The sequence below is a fragment of the Streptomyces sp. NPDC092370 genome, assembly GCF_044755265.1.
Taxonomy (GTDB): domain Bacteria; phylum Actinomycetota; class Actinomycetes; order Streptomycetales; family Streptomycetaceae; genus Streptomyces.
This window is the reverse complement of the sequence record NZ_JBIVQO010000004.1, coordinates 116,350-132,154: the sequence shown is the minus strand read 5'-3', so window position 1 is coordinate 132,154 and position 15,805 is coordinate 116,350. Positions and strand designations below refer to the sequence as shown.

Here is a 15,805-nt window from a genome sequence, read left to right as displayed (position 1 = left end):
GGGGGCGGAATGGCCGAATCTGACCAATCGCCACATTAGGAGCGCCCGGGGGACTCCGCTCCTCACACTGGGCCATAGGAGGACGCGCCCCGACGCCTCACTGCGCCGCCAGCCTCAGGGTGGCCACCGCCCCACCCTCCGGCGCGTTCGCGAACTCCAGCCGCGCCCCCAGCATCTCGGCCTGCCCCGACGCGATGGTCAGTCCCAGCCCGTGACCCCGCGTGCCGCCCTCCGTGCGGAACCGCTGCGGCCCGTGCGCGACGAGGTACTCCGGAAACCCGTCCCCGTGGTCCCGAACGGTCACCACCGGCCCGTCCACGGTCAGCACCACCGGCCCCCGTCCGTGCGTGTGGGCGTTCGCCACGAGATTGCCCAGCACCCGCTCCAGCCGCCGCCGGTCCGTCTCCACCGCCACATCCCGTACGACTCTGACCTCCGTGCCGTGTCCCGCCGCCCGCGCCGCGCGCTCGGCCAGCGGCCCCAACCGCTCGGTGTCCAGCTCCACCCGCTCCCGCCCGGTGTCCAGGCGGGAGATCTCCAGCAGGTCCTCGGTGAGGGTGCGCAGCGCCGCCACCCGGTCCCGGACCAGCTCCGTCGGACGGCCCGGCGGCAGCAGTTCGGCCGCCGCGTGCAGACCGGTCAGCGGTGTGCGCAGCTCATGCGCGACATCCGCCGTGAACCGCTGCTCGGCGAGCAGCTTGCCCTGGAGCGAGGCCGCCATGGAGTCCAGCGCGGCGGCGACCGCGGCCACCTCGTCCGGCGGGCGGGCCTTCGTGCGCGGGCCCGAGCGGGGGTCGTGCACGCGCGCGTCCAGGTCGCCCGCGCTGATCCGCCGGGCCACCAGCGCCGTGGTGTGCAGCCGCCGCGTCACCCGCGTCACCGCGAACGCCCCGACCAGCAGCGTCGCCCCGATCGCCAGGCCCGACGACCACACGATCGCCCGGTCGAGGCCGTCGATCGTGCGGGCCTGCTGGGAGTAGTCGACCGCCACGGCCAGCGCCCGGCCACCGCCCACGGGACCCGCCGCCCACATCGCGGGGCGCCCCGCGCGCTCGGCGACCATCGTGCCGCGGTCCCCCGCCACCGCCAGCTCCCGCAGCTCACGGGGCAGTCCCGGCGGATCCACCCCGGCACCCCGCTGGAGCGTGTCCCCGGCCTCGTACCGCTCCGTCGCCTGCGCCAGCCGCTGCAACGCCTGGTCACGGGCTTGACCGACCGTCTGGTTCGTCACCTGCACGTGGACCAGGACGCCGAGCAGCGCCGCCAGAGCGCAGCACATCACCGTGATGAAGGCGGCGGCCTTCGCGGCGAGCGTCCCCGACCACGGGGGGAGCACCGGCCTCATCCGCCGCTCGCCGAGGGGGAGAGGGTGGGGGCCGAACGGTGCGGGGAGGGCTTGCGCGGACCGGTGCGCAACATCTCGTCATGGGTGAGCAGCATGGCCCGCTGGTCCCGGTCCCAGGTCCACTGCAGGCGGTACTCGTACCCCGCCACCTCGGACGGCGAGCGGATGACCAGGGAGCGCCCGGCCAGCTCGACACCGCTGAGCGCGTCCTCCCACGCCATCACCTGCACCAGCCGGTGCTTCTCGACGGTGTAGACGCGCACCGCGGTCGTCCTGCCCGGCAGCAACGGAAAACCCAGCGTCAGGTCGTCGCGCCCGTCGCCGGTCAGGTCCCGGTAGTACGGCCTGAGCACCGGGCACTTCCCGTGCCCCGGGCCCCGCGCGCAGTCGGCCATCTCGCGCCTCGTGTCGCGGTAGGGCGCCTTGTCGCCGTCGTAGTCGCCCGGGTTCCCGGCGATCTCGGCCCGGACGATCGCGACCGGGTCCACCCGGCGGATGTCGTCGCCGGGGACCTTCACCCCCTTGACCACCACCGTGTTCACCTCGCCGATCTCGAAGGCCGGGCTGGACGCCGGGGTCAGCTCCGGCCAGAGCCGGGCCGGCCCCCGCGCCGTCGGGGTCGATCCCGCGCCCTCCAGACCGCCCGCGTCCCCGCAGCCCACGGCGGTGGCCAGCACGAGGGCGACGACGAAGAGGCGACGGACGGCCCGTCCGGGGCGGCTGCGGGGCACTGCACTCCTGGCGGTTCGTGGGTGATGACGCGGCGGGCACACGACGGACGCGACCGTCAGCCGCGTACACCTTATTCGTGGGGAAGTCCCATTTGCGCGAGAGGGGGGCCGTTCGCGGCAGCCGCAGCCGCAGCCGCAGCCGCAGCCGCAGCCGCAGCCGCAGGCGCGCGGCCGCATGGTCCGTGCTGCTCGGTGAGCTCGTGTGGTCCGTGCTGCTCGGTGAGCTCGTGTGGTGCGGTTTACTCGGTGAGCTCCTCCAGCAGCCGGGCCGTGGCCAGCCCGGCCCGCAGGTACGCGACGAACAGGTCGTTGTGCAGCGCCCAGGGCGACCGGCGGGCCCGGATCAGCCGGATCGCCGTCTCGGCGGAGCTGCCCTGGCGCATCAGCGCGTGCGCGACGACGAGACCGGAGCGGTTGTACCCGTGGTAGCAGCGGACCAGGACCCTGCGGCCCTCGTCCATCGCCTCACACGCGGCCTCGGCCAGCCGGATCACGCCGGCGAGCTGCGTCCCGTCCAGCGGCCCGTCGGGGATGGGCCACACATGGTGCCGGACACCCGGATCCGGCCCGTGGCCCGGCAGCCGCAGCAGCGTCTGCACGAGATCGAACTCGTCGCGCACGACGGCGAACTCCAGATGCCCCAAGGCCCCCGTGAACTCGTGACCGCCCATCCAGAGCCGGGGGACGACCTCGCTCCACGGGCTCTGCGGAGCGGGTACGTCGGGTTTACTGCGGGTACGCAACGGCGCCTCCCCACCATCACCGCCCGAGGGTCCGCGGGCAGGCCCAACTCCTCTCAAAGGTAACCGGGTTCTTGCCCCCGCAGCACCCCGCCTGTTCCCATGGACTGGGGTGATGGTGCATGAACGGACTGCGCGTCATACCGACCAGGCGGCACGGCCGGGAGCGGCTCTACGTCTGCCTCCCGGACGGCAGGAACATCGCCTGGTACGACCGTGAGGCGTCCCGGGTGAACCTGCTCGGCGAGGACCACGAGGACGAGGTCCTGCGGGTCCTCGGGCCCTTCCTCACCGGCCAGGTGACAGTGGGACCGCCCCCCGTGCCGGCCCCCGCCGAACTGGCCCGCCTCGCCCTCCACCCCGACGACGACCTGGCCCCCAACCGCCCCGGCGAGGCCCTCCTCGTCGCCCTCGACCGCGACCCCGGCCCGAACCACCGGCTGCGCCCCGACCCGCGCCGCAGGGCCCTGGCGGCCGAGCAGACGGTCGGCGAAGCCCTGGACGGCCTCGACGGCGCGGGCTGGCACGCCCTGCACTCCGTGCCGCTCCCCGGCGGCGACCGCATCCACCACCTGCTGCTCGGCCCCGGCGGCCTCTACGCCGTCCACACCCTCTACGCCCGCAAGCAGCGCGTCCGGATCACCGACCCCGTGATCACCGTGGGCCGCCGCGATCCCGACCCGCTGCTCCGCCGCCTGCGCACCGACGCCGACCGCGCCTCCTACGCCCTGACGGCGGAGGTCCGCCCGGTACTCGTCCTGGTGGACCCGGCCGGGGTGTCCGTCCCGACCCCTCCGCGAGCGGTCCAGGTCCTGACGGCCACGGAGGTGGAGGCACTGGCCCACCGGGGCGGGGTCCTGAAACCGGCGGATGTGGAGGCCCTGCACGCCATGGCCCGGGACCGGAACACGTGGGCACGGGTGTGAGGGAACAGAGGGGTGTGAGGAACAGAGGGGTGTGAGGGAACAGAGGGGCGCGGGCAGTCCGACCGCGGAGAGCGCCGGCGCTGTCCGTGCCGGTGCGACGTACCGCGCCGCCCGGCGCGGGCAGGTCACAGCTCCTTAGCCGCCGAGCCGCCGAGCCGCCGAGCCTCCGGCTGGCGCTGTGCCTCGCCCGGCCGCCGGTCTCGTTACGGCAGGGTCCCGGCCGCGTCCGCGTCCAGCAGCGGAGCGAGCAGGTCGCCGTGGTCCTGGACCCGCGGGGCGATGTCCCCGGCACGGAAGTCCAGCCGCCCCGGTGCGTGACACTCCTCGATCTCCTCCCAGGTCACCGGCGCCGAGACGGTCGGTTCGGCGCGGGCCCTGAGGGTGTAGGGGGTCGCCGTCGTCTTGCGGGCGGCGTTCTGGCTCCAGTCGACGAAGACCTTCCCGGGCCGCAGGCTCCTGGTCATCCGGTGGAGCGCGAGCCGGGGCATGGCCTTCTCGGCCTCGACGGCGAGCGCCTTGGCGTACTCGGACACCCGCTCGGAGGAGGACCCGCGCACGGCGGCGAGGAGGTGCAGCCCCTTCGAGCCGGAGGTCTTGGCGTAGGTCTCGATGCCGTCCCGCGTGAGCCGTTCCCGCAGCCAGAGCGCGACCTCGCAGCACTGCACGATGCTCGCCGGCGCCCCCGGATCGAGGTCGAAGACGATCCGGTCGGCCTCGTCCGGCGTATCGACGAGCCACTGGTGGGTGTGGAACTCGGTGACGAGGTTCGCCGACCACATCAGGCTCGGCAGATCCTGCACCAGCACCATCCGCGAGGGTCCCTCCACCCGAGGCACCTCGGCGGTGGTGACCCACTCGGGCGTACCCGGCGGCACGTTCTTCGTGAAGAACACCTGCCCGTCCGGCCCGTCCGGATACCGCAGGAAGGACACCGCCCGATCACGCAGATGGGGCAGCAGGACCCCGGCGACGGTCGCGTAGTAGTGCAGCACCTCGCCCTTGGTGAAGCCGGTGGCGGGATACAGCACCTTCTCCAGATTGCTGAGAGCGAGCCGTCGCCCCTCCACCTCTGTGATAGGCGCCATACGATAAGAATCCCACGCAAACCATGATGAACACTCCCGAGCGTGACCGGAAGGGTGCTGCACGTGAGATCCATTTGGAACGGCGCCATCTCGTTCGGCCTGGTCAGCATTCCGATCAAGCTGGTCAACGCCACCGAGAGCCACTCGATCTCCTTCCGCCAGATCCACACCGAGGACGGCGGCCGCATCCGCTACCGCAAATTCTGCGAACTGGAGGACCGCGAGGTCACCCAGGGGGAGATCGGCAAGGGCTACGAGGACGCGGACGGCACGATCATCCCGATCACCGAGGAGGACCTGTCCAGCCTGCCGCTCCCGACGGCCAAGACGATCGAGATCGTCGCCTTCGTCCCGGCCGACCGGATCGACCCGCTCCAGATGGACGCCGCCTACTACCTCCAGGCCGGCGGCGCCCCGGCGGCGAAGCCGTACACCCTGCTGCGCGAGGCTCTGAAGCGCAGCAACAAGGTGGCGATCGCCAAGTTCGCCCTGCGCGGCAGGGAACGGCTGGGCATGCTCAGGGTCGTCGGCGAGGCCATCGCCATGCACGGCCTGCTCTGGCCGGACGAGGTCCGCGCCCCCGAGGGCCTGGCCCCCGACACCGACGTCACCATCCGGGACCAGGAACTCGACCTGGCGGACGCGCTGATGGACACCCTGGGCGAGGTCGACCTGGAGGACCTGCACGACGAGTACCGCGAGGCCGTGGAGGAGGTCATCGCCGCCAAGGCCGCAGGTGAGGCCCCGCCTCAGTCCCCCGAACCGGCCACGGGCGGCAAGGTCCTGGACCTGATGGCGGCCCTGGAGAGCAGCGTCCGCGCGGCCCGCGAGTCCCGGGGGGAGGCGGGCGAGCACGCGGAGGTCAAGTCGCTCCCGCAGCGCAAGACGGCCCGCGCGGCCCCCAAGGAGACCGGCGGCAAGAAGTCGACGTCCACCGCGAAGAAGACGGCGGCCAAGAAGACCACGGCGGCGAAGAAGTCGACGGCCAAGTCGGGCCAGGGAACGGCCAAGAAGACGACGTCGAAGAGCACCGCGAAGAAGACGACGGCGAAGAAGTCGGCGTCCCGCAAGCGCTCAGCCTGACCCGCTCCCTCCAACGGTATTCCTCCACCTCGGAGGGAGCGGCGCACTCCACCGCAGGGGGAGACCGGAGGGGCATCATGCCGCAGCGCACGGACCACCACACCGACGACGCGATCGACATCCACTTCATCGGCAACGCCACGGTGCTGCTGTCGTACGGCCCGCTCACCCTGCTCACCGACCCGAACTTCCTGCACCGGGGGCAGTACGCCTACCTCGGCTACGGCCTGCTGAGCCGCCGTCTGACCGAACCGGCCCTCGACGTCCACGAGCTGCCCCGCCTCGACGGAATCGTGCTGTCCCACCTGCACGGCGACCACTGGGACCGCCGCGCCCGCCGGCACCTGGACCACACCGTGCCGATCCTGACCACACCGCACGCGGCCCGCCGCCTGAGGGTGGTGCAAGGATTCCACCGCACGGCGGGGCTGCTCACCTGGAAGGCGCTCACCCTCCAGCGTGACGGCGTCCAGGTCACGATCACCGCCCTGCCGGGCCGGCACGCAGGCCACGCCCTGCTGCGCAGGATGCTGCCGCCGGTGATGGGAAGCATGCTGGAGTTCGGCCCCGCCGGGGGACCGCCCCGCATGCGGCTCTACCTGTCGGGCGACACACTCCTGTACGACGGCCTTGACGAGATCACCGAGCGCTTCCCGTCCGCCGATCTCGCCGTGCTCCACCTCGGTGGCACTCGCCTGCCCGGCGGCTTCGTCGTGACCATGGACGGCCGCCAGGGCGCCGAACTGGCCCGCCGCCTCGACCCCCGGCACGTGCTGCCCGTCCACTACGGGGACTACACGGTGATGCGCTCGCCCCTGTCCGCGTTCCTCGCCGAGGCCGACCGCATCGGCCTCGGCGAACGGGTCGTCCACTGCGACCACGGCCGGCACGTCCGCGTGCCGTACGCCCCCGGGGCGGCCCCGGAGGTCTACTGACCCCGGCCCTCCGGCCACCCGGCGCTCACGCGCTCCGGCCACCCGGCGCTCACGCGCTCCGGCGCTCACGCGCTCCGGCCCCCCGGCCCTCCGGCGCTCACGCGCTCCGGCCCCCCGGCCCTCCGGCGCTCACGCGCTCCGGCCCCCCGGCCCTCCGGCGCTCACGCGCTCCGGCCCTCCGGCGCTCAGGCCACCCGCCGGCCCTCCTGCTCGGTCTCGTCCTCCTCCTCGTCCGGCAGATGCACGTCGCCGACGGCGATGTTGACCTCCACGACATCGAGGCCGGTCATCCGCTCCACCGCGTTGATGACGTTGGTCCGGACGTCCGCGGCGGTGTCGGCGATGGCGGCGCCGTACTCGACGACCAGGTCGAGATCAACGGCGGCCTGACGCTCGCCGACCTCCACCTTGACCCCCTGGGTGACTCCGCCACCCCCGCCGCCCCCGCCCGGCACCCGCTGACGCACGGCCCCGAAGGCCTTGGACATGCCGCCACCGAGGTGGTGCACCTCGGGAATCTCCCGGGCAGCCATGCCCGCGATCTTCGCGACGACCGGATCCGCGATGGAGGTGCTTCCGCGGGTGCCGGGAGCAGCCGCTCCGTCCTGCGATGTGTTCCTGCGCTGAGTGGTCTCCGTCATGACCGTCACCTCGATGATCGGTGAGGGATGGGCAGCATCGTTCCCCTCCACGGTAGAGCAATGGGGCATATGGGGCGAAAGTGCCGACATGTTCCCCTGCTTCGCTTCACCCTCCCCGGGTGAGGCCGCTCGCGTCCATCACGTACCCGGCCGGCACCCGTCCCCGCATCCCTGCGGGAATGGGTACCGGCCTGACTGTTTTCGCGGCGGTCATGCCGATGATCGACGGCACTCTCGACGCGTGCGGGCATCGCGGGCATCACGAAGATCCCGGAGGCGAAATGCGAGAACCCACCGAACCCGTGAGGCGGAAACCGAAGAGGGCGGGAGCGAGTGAAACTGACTCCCGCCCTCTCGTGCCGCATCAGGCAACGTTCGCCCTGTCGACCACGACTCGTAGCCGTTGATCGGCGGCGTGACGGTTTCGGCAAATGATGTAGCGGCGGATCATGCTGCCCTGCTTCTTGCGGCTGGCGTGATCGGTTCCGTCAAGGATGAAGTAGCGCAGGCCGGTGAACTGGGCCTCGATGCGGTTCAGTCACGAGCTGTTCGTAGGTGTGTAGGCGAACTCAACCGCTTGTGGACCATCCCGCTGATTACCTGCCGGTCCTCCACGCGGGGCCGTCCCGTCGCAGCCCGGGGTATCAGCGGAGCGAGCAACTCCCGCTCCTGATCGCTGAGTTCATGACGACGTACCACGACACCATGATCTACCACCCGGATGATCTTTGAAGACGGACCCTAGTTGTACTGACCCGTGAAGTTGGGGAACAGGTCTGCCCAGCGCGGCGCAAGAGGTCGACGTTCAGGCGAGACCGCACCTCGGGCGGGACCTGGCATCGCGGTGGCCGGCTGTTCGCCAACGAACGCGGGGGAGTGGTCGCCTCCACTACGTACTGGCGCGTCTGGGACGAAGCCCGGCACCTGGCATTCACGCCGGAACGGGTGGCCTCGCCACTGCCGCTCGGCCCTACGACCTGAGGCACGCCGCGCTCTCCTCCTAAATCAACGCCGGCGTCGACCCCACCGAGGTATGCGGAGCACGCGGGCAACAGCGTCGAAGTGCTGCTGAGCTGGCCCTGTCCCGAGCGAGAGCGCTGATGTCGGAGCCTTGGGGCACCTCATACAAGGTGCCCCCGGCATGAATTCGAACCTGCGCACAGGGCTCCGGAGGCTGCTTGGCAGTAGCACAGTGCTGCAGGTCAGGGGCCAGGCTGAGGCCGCCAAGCCTGGGCGAGTCCACGGATAGTCCACGGCCTGACTGAGCACCGCATACCTTCATCTGCCTGGTGGTCAGCCGGTGGTGCAAGCAGCCTGAAGAGGGCACGACACTAAGAATCAGCCAACAGTCGTCTTTCAGACAGTTGCAGCGCGAGTTGTTGATCCTCTTAAGACGGTGTGCACGCTGTGAGAACATGTCACCCGCACATGCATCCCAGGGGGGGGAGGAATAGTGTCCGTTTCGCTGTTTCCAGGTGTAGGGGCCGGCGCTCTTCTTGAGTCGACGCTCCTCGCAAAGGACCGGTCGATGCGTATCGGAGCGATCCATCGCCTTGACTACAACGAGGCGATCGTCCTCACGCACGACAAGTGGAAATTCGAAGCTGGCGGTATTCCGCAGTACACATTCCTCTTGGCTACGGCGCGCGACATTGATGGGGACTCCCATGATGACGACGAAGTGCTGCTGCTGCGCGTGGATGGAACTGCTCCGCTTGCGATGGAATCGGACTTGCACGCAGTACGAGAGGAAGCGCTGCGAGCCGCGTTGTCAAGTAATGGCGACGCCTCTCCTTCTGTCGTCCTAGATGTAAACCTCGATCCCTTCACGAAGAACCGGGTATCATTCACTGGTCTCCGGTGTCGGATCTTGGGGACCTTCTACGAGACTGATGTCGACGGCAGCAAGCGCCTCGATTTCGGCGCGGATGTTGATAACTTTTACGCGACCTCGACGTATCGCGTCCTCAAGCCAATCGGGGATGGGCTGTCAGAAATTGCCTCTTACCTGAAGCCTTCCGAGAAAGATGTGGAACGTGTACGCATTGGAGCCGTGCGATACTCAGCCACGCGTCGGCGCGCCAAGGCGGCTAAGCAAGACGACTCGGCCGTAACGGTCAATATTCACGACTTCATCGGCACTAAAACGGGCCTGCTCGGCATGACCCGTATGGGTAAATCTAACACCGCGAAGATCATCATTGCTCGAACTTTCGTCGTGTCCGAGCGGCGGCGGGCCAATGGTGAGGGACCAATTGGACAACTGATCTTCGACCCTCAGGGCGAATACGCGAATCCGAACACCCAGGATGGGACAGAGATTGCGGCGATCGGTGACAAGCACGTCCGCATCTTCAAGTTCGGGGCCGATGGTACACAGCCGCATGTTCGACCGCTCGGCATTAATTTCTTCGATCCAGAACAAGTCGGGGCCGTGCAGGGGTTGATTGCCGACAAGCTGCGGTCAGACGGGTCGGCTGGCTATATCAATGACTTTGCGGTGACTAGGTTCACGGATGTCCAAGGGGACTTCGGGGAGACGACGCGTGCGCAGCGGGGACGACTGATTCTGTACGCGTCGCTCATTCGGGCCGGTTTTGCGCTCCCCAAGTACAACGCTGGGACTACACACCCATTCTCGGTGCTTGTCGCGATGAAGGAACCGCTGCGCGATGCCGTCGAGCAAAAGAAGAACAAAAAGCTCTTCACCGCAGCAGGGAAGACTATCTTCGCGGTTAAGGGTAGCGACATTCGAGACGTGGTAGACGCAGTCATCGAGTTGAAAAACTCCAGTGACGCGGAAGCCGTGAAGTTCTGTGACGATGTCCGCTGGACTTCTACTGAGCCCATCTATACAGGGCAGACCGGGCAGTCCGGAAACGTTCGGGGATGGCGAAACCTGCTGGATTTGAAGGAATTCCACAACGAGGCGACGCAAGCTGATCCCGCCGAAGAAATTTACGCGGAGTTGACTCAGGGGAGGATTGTCATCGTTGACCTCCACGTGGGTGCTCCGCCCATCGTCAAAACGCTGTCGGAGAACATTACGCGCCGGCTCCTGGCGAAGCAGACGTCAGTCTTCACTTCTGGAGCCGTGCCACCCTCGATCCAGGTGATGCTTGAGGAAGCGCACAACCTGTTCTCGTCAGACAAGTACAAGGACGATGGCGACGTGTGGGTAAAGCTTGCCAAGGAAGCAGCCAAGCTAAATATTGGAATGACCTATGCTACCCAGGAAGTGTCCGGGGTAGCACATCAGGTGAAGGCTAACACCGCGAATTGGGTAGTGGCGCATCTGAACAACACCAAGGAACTGCAGGAGCTGGCAAAGTTCTATGACTTTGGTGCTTTCGCTCCAGCGATTCTTTCCTCCGAGGATCGAGGGTACGTGCGTCTGAAGACTCTCTCTTCTCCTTATATTGTTCCGGTTCAGATCGACAGGTATGACGCGAACCTGGTGAACGAAGCTAGGGCGTCGGCAGGCGACCCTCCTCTGGCTCTTAAGAACTAGAAGGCCTAGGTTTTCCATGCCATACGAGACTGTGAATGGCTCCCCAGAACGGGCATCCCGGGTGGGTCACACGACTGCAGCGCTGCGCGCCCTGGCAGATAAGGCGAACTTCTACGTTCCTGCCGAGGAAGTAGGGGATCTCCAGTGGCTTGTCCCAAAAATTCAGCGCGCCGGGGCGTTCCCATCGCCTTCCGCAGGAACGCAGCTCACATCGGCGATTGCAATTGATGGATCGCGGATAACGGAACGCGTCCGTGACGGGCTACCGTCCGTCGTCTACGGATACGCTCAAGCGGCTGCGGCTTATGTTGACTTGGGTGCCATGGAGTTTCAAAGGGCGGCCCGTTTCGTCGACCCCGTTGCGATTGAGCAGGCGGTGAACACTGCCCTGGTCTCACTGGACCTGCCCGTCGCTGGGGCCTACAGCCGGCCAGGGATTGGCATCAGTACGTCATGGAGGGAAAACCTCGATCGTATATTCAGAAACAAGAAAGTTGAGGTCAATCGACTCAACCAGTCGCTCCTCGATCTCCTCTTTCTGCTTCATGGAGAGCCAGGAAAGCCAGCTGCCGCAGTACCAGTGAACTGTCCGTCCAGCGAGTGCAACGCCAAGGATGTTGCAATTCCCTTCCGCGGGGGAATCTGCCCGTCCTGCAAGGAAACCCTGTACCCAACGGACGTTCTTCGTATTCATGAAGAAGTCACTGAGGAAGGCACCAACGAGTCGGCTCTCGGTCGACTGATGTCCGTGCTGGAGCTACTTGTCCTTGTCGGGCTAACTAGCCTGCTGTGGCAGCAGTCACGGAATGATCTGCTGTGTTCCACGCTGTTCATCGTGGATGGCCCCTTGGCTATGTACGGACCGCCAGCTAAGCTCCGCGGCCGAGCTCAAGACTACTTTCAGACGATGGCCTCGACCACCCCAGGTCATGGACCGTACATCTGTGGCCTGGAAAAGACGGGAGCAATGGTTGACTACGCTCGTCAGCTTGCTCGTCATGACGTACTTCAACCCGGCGACTTGCTCGTGTGCGACGAAGAAGTCGTCAAGGTCATAACAAATACTGATAATCCGGCAGCTTACGGAAAAGAAACCTACTGGGGGCGGAAGTTCGTCTATCGGGCCAAGGATGGTCGTATCGTCGTACCCACCGTCATGCCTGACCGAGGCGCAGCGTATGACGCTGCGGGAGGACAGCCTGGTCCTACTGGCTACCCCACCTTGTCAGCCGTCTTGGACGTCATTGATCGGACAGGTTCATCCATGTATCAGGATGGAATTATCCCGGTCGCTGTGGCACACGGTAAGGCGGCTTTCCCCATCGGTGTCGGTACCGACGTGTTGAGGCTAGTTGCGGAGCACAAGCTAGGCTTGGGTAACGCGTCGACATCGAAGCCATAGCGACGAAGTGGGAGGGGCTGCATGAGCTCGGTGAGAGCTTCAGGTGTTTCCGAGGTCCGGCCCAGTGCGCCTGACTCGCCGTCGCATAACGCACGGCTTGCCGCGATTCCGAGTGCGCCGCGTAGTATCCCCGGCCGGTCAATAGCTGATCTGGAAGTGGGGGAAATCACGCACCCTCTTGCCTTGGGAAGGTATCAGACTCCGCTTCGGTACCCAGGTGCTAAGACTGGCTTGTCGAGCCTTATTAGCCAATTGATTGAAGCTGCGAAAAGGTCCTCTCAGACTAGAAACGTAGATCTTCTCGTTGAGCCGTTTGCTGGAGGGGCTTCCACGTCTCTACGGCTTGTTGGAGCAGGAATCGTCAATCGTATTCTCCTGGCTGATGCAGACCCACTTGTCGCCGCATTTTGGCAAGTTGCGGCTTCTGACACGGAGAATCTCGTAGACAGAATGACGGAAGAGCATGCTCTTTATGTCAGCAAGGGTGGCGCGACAGCCCTAGGGCGCTGGGACTTTTGGCGCTCTTGGATTCCAGCTCCGGGAATGTCGGAGTCAACGGCGCGTTTTGAGACGGCCATGAAGTGCCTATTCCTGAATCGGACTACATTTTCAGGAATCCTACATGGAAGCGCTGGCCCGATTGGCGGACGTCGACAGGAGTCGAAGTACTCAATAGGTTGTCGATACAATGTGGATGCATTGGCGGAGCGCATCCGATATGTGGGGCAACTATACGACGCAAACCGTCTGGTTGACGTGTGGTGCAAGGATTGGAAGAATACCCTTGCCGACGTTCCAGAATGGTATGCAGATCTAATTCCTGACCGTGTACTGGCTTACCTCGACCCCCCCTACCTGGAGAAGTCACAGAAGCTCTATCAGACGTCTTTCGGGGCACAGGGAGGGTATCCGGATGCCCCGGTGTCAGATTTGCAGTGGGATGATAATCTTCTGCATTACCGTCTGGCGGAGTACCTAAATCATCGAATGCAGTTTCGGTGGATCCTGTCCTATGACGCTAAGCCGGAACTTCTCCTAGATTCCGGACTTTATGCCGCGAACCGCATGGATCCGAATCGCATCGATAGGGAACTGCTCGGAGTTAAGCGCTGGAATATTGCCAAGCGTGTAGTGACACTACGTTATACGGCTTCCGCACGGCAAGGCCGCGGGGCGGCAGAGGAGGTTCTTATTACGACACTCCCGCCTTCCACGGTCCCGTTGAATGATGATTTCCGGTCTGTCAGCTCCATACTCAAAAGCGAGGCCACCTCTAGCTAGCGCGTCCACTGCAAGGTCGGTGGGAATCGGAATGGAGTGAGGAAAGATCCATCTTCTTGCCCTGGTCCTGCCGGGGGTCCTGGTGATCTGGTTTTTTGCCAGTCAAGGACGGTGGGCCTGTGCGCCTGCTGCTCGTCGGTTGCCGTCCTCGGCCAATGTTGAGCGGCCCTCCGACGGCCGAGAGCCCGGCCCAGCTTTGGCGCGCTCCACTGACGGCCGGCGCCTTCGATGTGCCCCGTCTAAAGCTCAGCCGACGACAGTCAGCCACGACGGCGGGGGCGTCGACCGGCCACGCACGCGTATGCCTCGCTGCACCACCACCGGCTTCAGCCAAGCGGCCAACGCCGTCGACCAGAGCAAACCACGACGGCCGATCCGTTATGGCGATGCCTGAGCCCGTACGAACGCTCATGCATGCCCTCGTCCAGCATCGTTGATGTCAGACGTGGATGTCAGCACTCCGCACAGCCTTGGAGTCCCCGGGTCGGCTCGAGCGCACCACATTAAGGCGGTGGGACAACCGTCACTCGCGATCGGTCCCGCTGGCCAACCCCTGCACGGCCCAGGGCTGGCCCAGGGCGCCACGCCTTTAGACATTCATGTCGGCGGACTTCGGGTTTCGACCCTTCAATCCCTGCGCCCGATTTGACCATATGCGCGGTGGTTCGTAGACTATTTTTGCAGCTAGGTTGCCGTGCCGCTTAACAGTTGGGGCTGTTATGGCTCATAAGCGCCTCCTGGTAGTTGGAGCAGGGCCTAAGGGAGTGGCCCTCGCCGCTAAGACTGCAGCTTTGTCGCGTCTGGATGTAGACGTGCCCCACGTTGTGCTTATCGACTGTTGCAACGTAGGCGCCAACTGGACTGGGCAGCATGGCTTCACCGACGGCTTGCAGAGCCTCGCGACATCTCCGCTAAAGGATGTTGGCTTCCCTTACCGGTCGGAATGCTGGGACCATCTCGATAGATCGGTCGATTCCCTGATGCTGGATTTCAGTTGGCCTGCCTACTTGATATCAAGTCGCGGAGTGAGTGCCAATCAATATGCGTCCTGGATTGATCGAGGTATGCCGGATCCATATCTGGACGAGTGGGCCAGATACCTCAAGTGGGTAATGGCCAAGGCGCAACAAGAAAAGGTGGCGACACTCAAGATTGGCCAAGTATCCAGGATAGCAAAAGGCCGTGACGGGTGGCATTTGACCATGGCCGGGGAAGATGAACCTGTAACCGGTGATGCCTTGGTGATCACAGGGCCGGGTGACGTAACAGGGGTAAAGGGACAGCTGAATGGCGACCGAATTTCTGATGCAAAGCATTTCTGGGGACATCCGCTACTGCATCGACTACAACGTCACCGTAATGACCGAATAACGGTTGCAGTCATTGGGGCAGGGGGAGCCGCTGCCTCCGTCGTTCTCACCCTTCTAAGGTCCATGGGTGAACGCTGTGCGATTCAGGTTATAAGCCCTTGGGGCGTGGTGTACACCCGAGGTGAAAGTTACGACGAGAACCGACACCTCACAGATCCGCAACACTGGGTCCACTTGGGGGAGCCAAACCAAATGAGATTCCTGGATCACACTTCCCAAGGAGTCTTCTCTCAGCACGTTAAAAGGGTCATGAATACGGCAGTCAACGTAGAGACAGTCGCCGGCTGGGTCCTAGAGGTGCAAGAGAATCCAAGCAGAGTCAGGATGCTAATGAAGGGTTCCGTCGCAGAGGACTGTGACTATGCAATTGTGGCAACAGGATTCGATGACATGTGGTGGGCGAAACCCGACATGCTTGAAAACCAGCTCATTCACGAGGTTCGACGCTGTGCTGGCGGCGCGCCGGTCGAGGCGGAATTCGTGCGACGCCACATAAACGATAATTTGCAGCTCGACCAAATGTCCCCGCCGCTACATTTGCCTATGCTGGCTGGTCAAAGGCAGGGTCCGGGTTTCCCGAATCTAAACTGTCTGGGACTCCTCTCTGACCGAATACTCCGACCCCATTGCCATATTGAGGAGAGTGGTAAAACGTAGACAGCGGGGCAACCATCGGCTATACTGTGGTATTTATCTATATTGTTTCAAGGGAGGTCGGTATGCACGACAGCGCGCCCTGGCGTCAATCAACTCTT

Annotated in this window: 12 protein-coding genes and 2 pseudogenes; 8 read left to right on the top strand and 6 right to left on the bottom strand. The window is 65.1% G+C overall.

What is annotated here, in order from left to right:
* Positions 1-97 precede the first annotated feature (97 nt).
* The 3 genes from ACIQHQ_RS14620 to ACIQHQ_RS14610 form a co-directional block, all read right to left on the bottom strand.
* The gene (locus ACIQHQ_RS14620; RefSeq protein ID WP_402612275.1) at positions 98-1,345 is read right to left on the bottom strand and encodes an ATP-binding protein; all 1,248 of its coding nucleotides are present in this window, start codon (positions 1,343-1,345) and stop codon (positions 98-100) included.
* On the bottom strand, positions 1,342-2,076 hold the full coding sequence (locus ACIQHQ_RS14615) for a hypothetical protein (RefSeq protein WP_402612274.1): 735 nt from the start codon (positions 2,074-2,076) through the stop codon (positions 1,342-1,344). The genes ACIQHQ_RS14620 and ACIQHQ_RS14615 overlap by 4 nt, the downstream gene beginning before the upstream one ends.
* Before the next feature lie 239 nt (positions 2,077-2,315).
* Complete coding sequence (locus ACIQHQ_RS14610) at positions 2,316-2,819, bottom strand: dual specificity protein phosphatase family protein (protein ID WP_402612273.1); 504 nt, start codon at positions 2,817-2,819, stop codon at positions 2,316-2,318.
* Positions 2,820-2,938: 119 nt separating this feature from the next.
* Between ACIQHQ_RS14610 and ACIQHQ_RS14605 the strand changes: the two genes are divergently transcribed.
* A complete protein-coding gene (locus ACIQHQ_RS14605) occupies positions 2,939-3,742 on the top strand; it encodes a nuclease-related domain-containing protein (protein WP_402612272.1) in 804 nt (267 codons plus the stop codon).
* Positions 3,743-3,945: 203 nt separating this feature from the next.
* Here ACIQHQ_RS14605 and ligD read toward each other — a convergent pair whose 3' ends face one another.
* Positions 3,946-4,827, bottom strand: a complete 882-nt coding sequence (ligD, locus tag ACIQHQ_RS14600) for a non-homologous end-joining DNA ligase (RefSeq protein WP_402612271.1) — start codon at positions 4,825-4,827, stop codon at positions 3,946-3,948.
* Positions 4,828-4,881: 54 nt separating this feature from the next.
* Here ligD and ACIQHQ_RS14595 point away from each other — a divergent pair, with 54 nt between their 5' ends.
* Both ACIQHQ_RS14595 and ACIQHQ_RS14590 read left to right on the top strand, forming a co-directional pair.
* Positions 4,882-5,910, top strand: a complete 1,029-nt coding sequence (locus tag ACIQHQ_RS14595; RefSeq protein WP_402612678.1) for a Ku protein — start codon at positions 4,882-4,884, stop codon at positions 5,908-5,910.
* A gap of 77 nt (positions 5,911-5,987) precedes the next feature.
* The gene (locus ACIQHQ_RS14590; RefSeq protein WP_402612270.1) at positions 5,988-6,845 is read left to right on the top strand and encodes an MBL fold metallo-hydrolase; all 858 of its coding nucleotides are present in this window, start codon (positions 5,988-5,990) and stop codon (positions 6,843-6,845) included.
* A 185-nt stretch (positions 6,846-7,030) separates the two neighbouring features.
* Here the strand turns inward: ACIQHQ_RS14590 and ACIQHQ_RS14585 are convergent, their stop codons facing one another.
* Together ACIQHQ_RS14585 and ACIQHQ_RS14580 are read right to left on the bottom strand one after the other, a co-directional pair.
* A complete protein-coding gene (locus ACIQHQ_RS14585) occupies positions 7,031-7,486 on the bottom strand; it encodes an Asp23/Gls24 family envelope stress response protein (protein WP_402612269.1) in 456 nt (151 codons plus the stop codon).
* A 364-nt stretch (positions 7,487-7,850) separates the two neighbouring features.
* Positions 7,851-8,120, bottom strand: a pseudogene (locus ACIQHQ_RS14580) (hypothetical protein); the annotation flags it as partial.
* 819 nt (positions 8,121-8,939) lie between these two features.
* Here ACIQHQ_RS14580 and ACIQHQ_RS14575 point away from each other — a divergent pair.
* From ACIQHQ_RS14575 to ACIQHQ_RS14555, 5 genes and pseudogenes are all read left to right on the top strand, one after another.
* Complete coding sequence (locus ACIQHQ_RS14575; RefSeq protein WP_402612268.1) at positions 8,940-10,997, top strand: helicase HerA domain-containing protein; 2,058 nt, start codon at positions 8,940-8,942, stop codon at positions 10,995-10,997.
* 16 nt (positions 10,998-11,013) lie between these two features.
* Positions 11,014-12,399 (top strand): hypothetical protein, encoded by a 1,386-nt coding sequence (locus ACIQHQ_RS14570; RefSeq protein ID WP_344458771.1) that lies wholly within the window; start codon positions 11,014-11,016, stop codon positions 12,397-12,399.
* A gap of 21 nt (positions 12,400-12,420) precedes the next feature.
* Positions 12,421-13,005, top strand: a pseudogene (locus tag ACIQHQ_RS14565) (DNA adenine methylase); the annotation flags it as partial.
* Positions 13,006-13,098: 93 nt separating this feature from the next.
* On the top strand, positions 13,099-13,680 hold the full coding sequence (locus ACIQHQ_RS14560; protein ID WP_402612702.1) for a hypothetical protein: 582 nt from the start codon (positions 13,099-13,101) through the stop codon (positions 13,678-13,680).
* A gap of 1,064 nt (positions 13,681-14,744) precedes the next feature.
* Positions 14,745-15,707, top strand: a complete 963-nt coding sequence (locus ACIQHQ_RS14555; protein WP_402612267.1) for a hypothetical protein — start codon at positions 14,745-14,747, stop codon at positions 15,705-15,707.
* Positions 15,708-15,805: the final 98 nt, after the last annotated feature.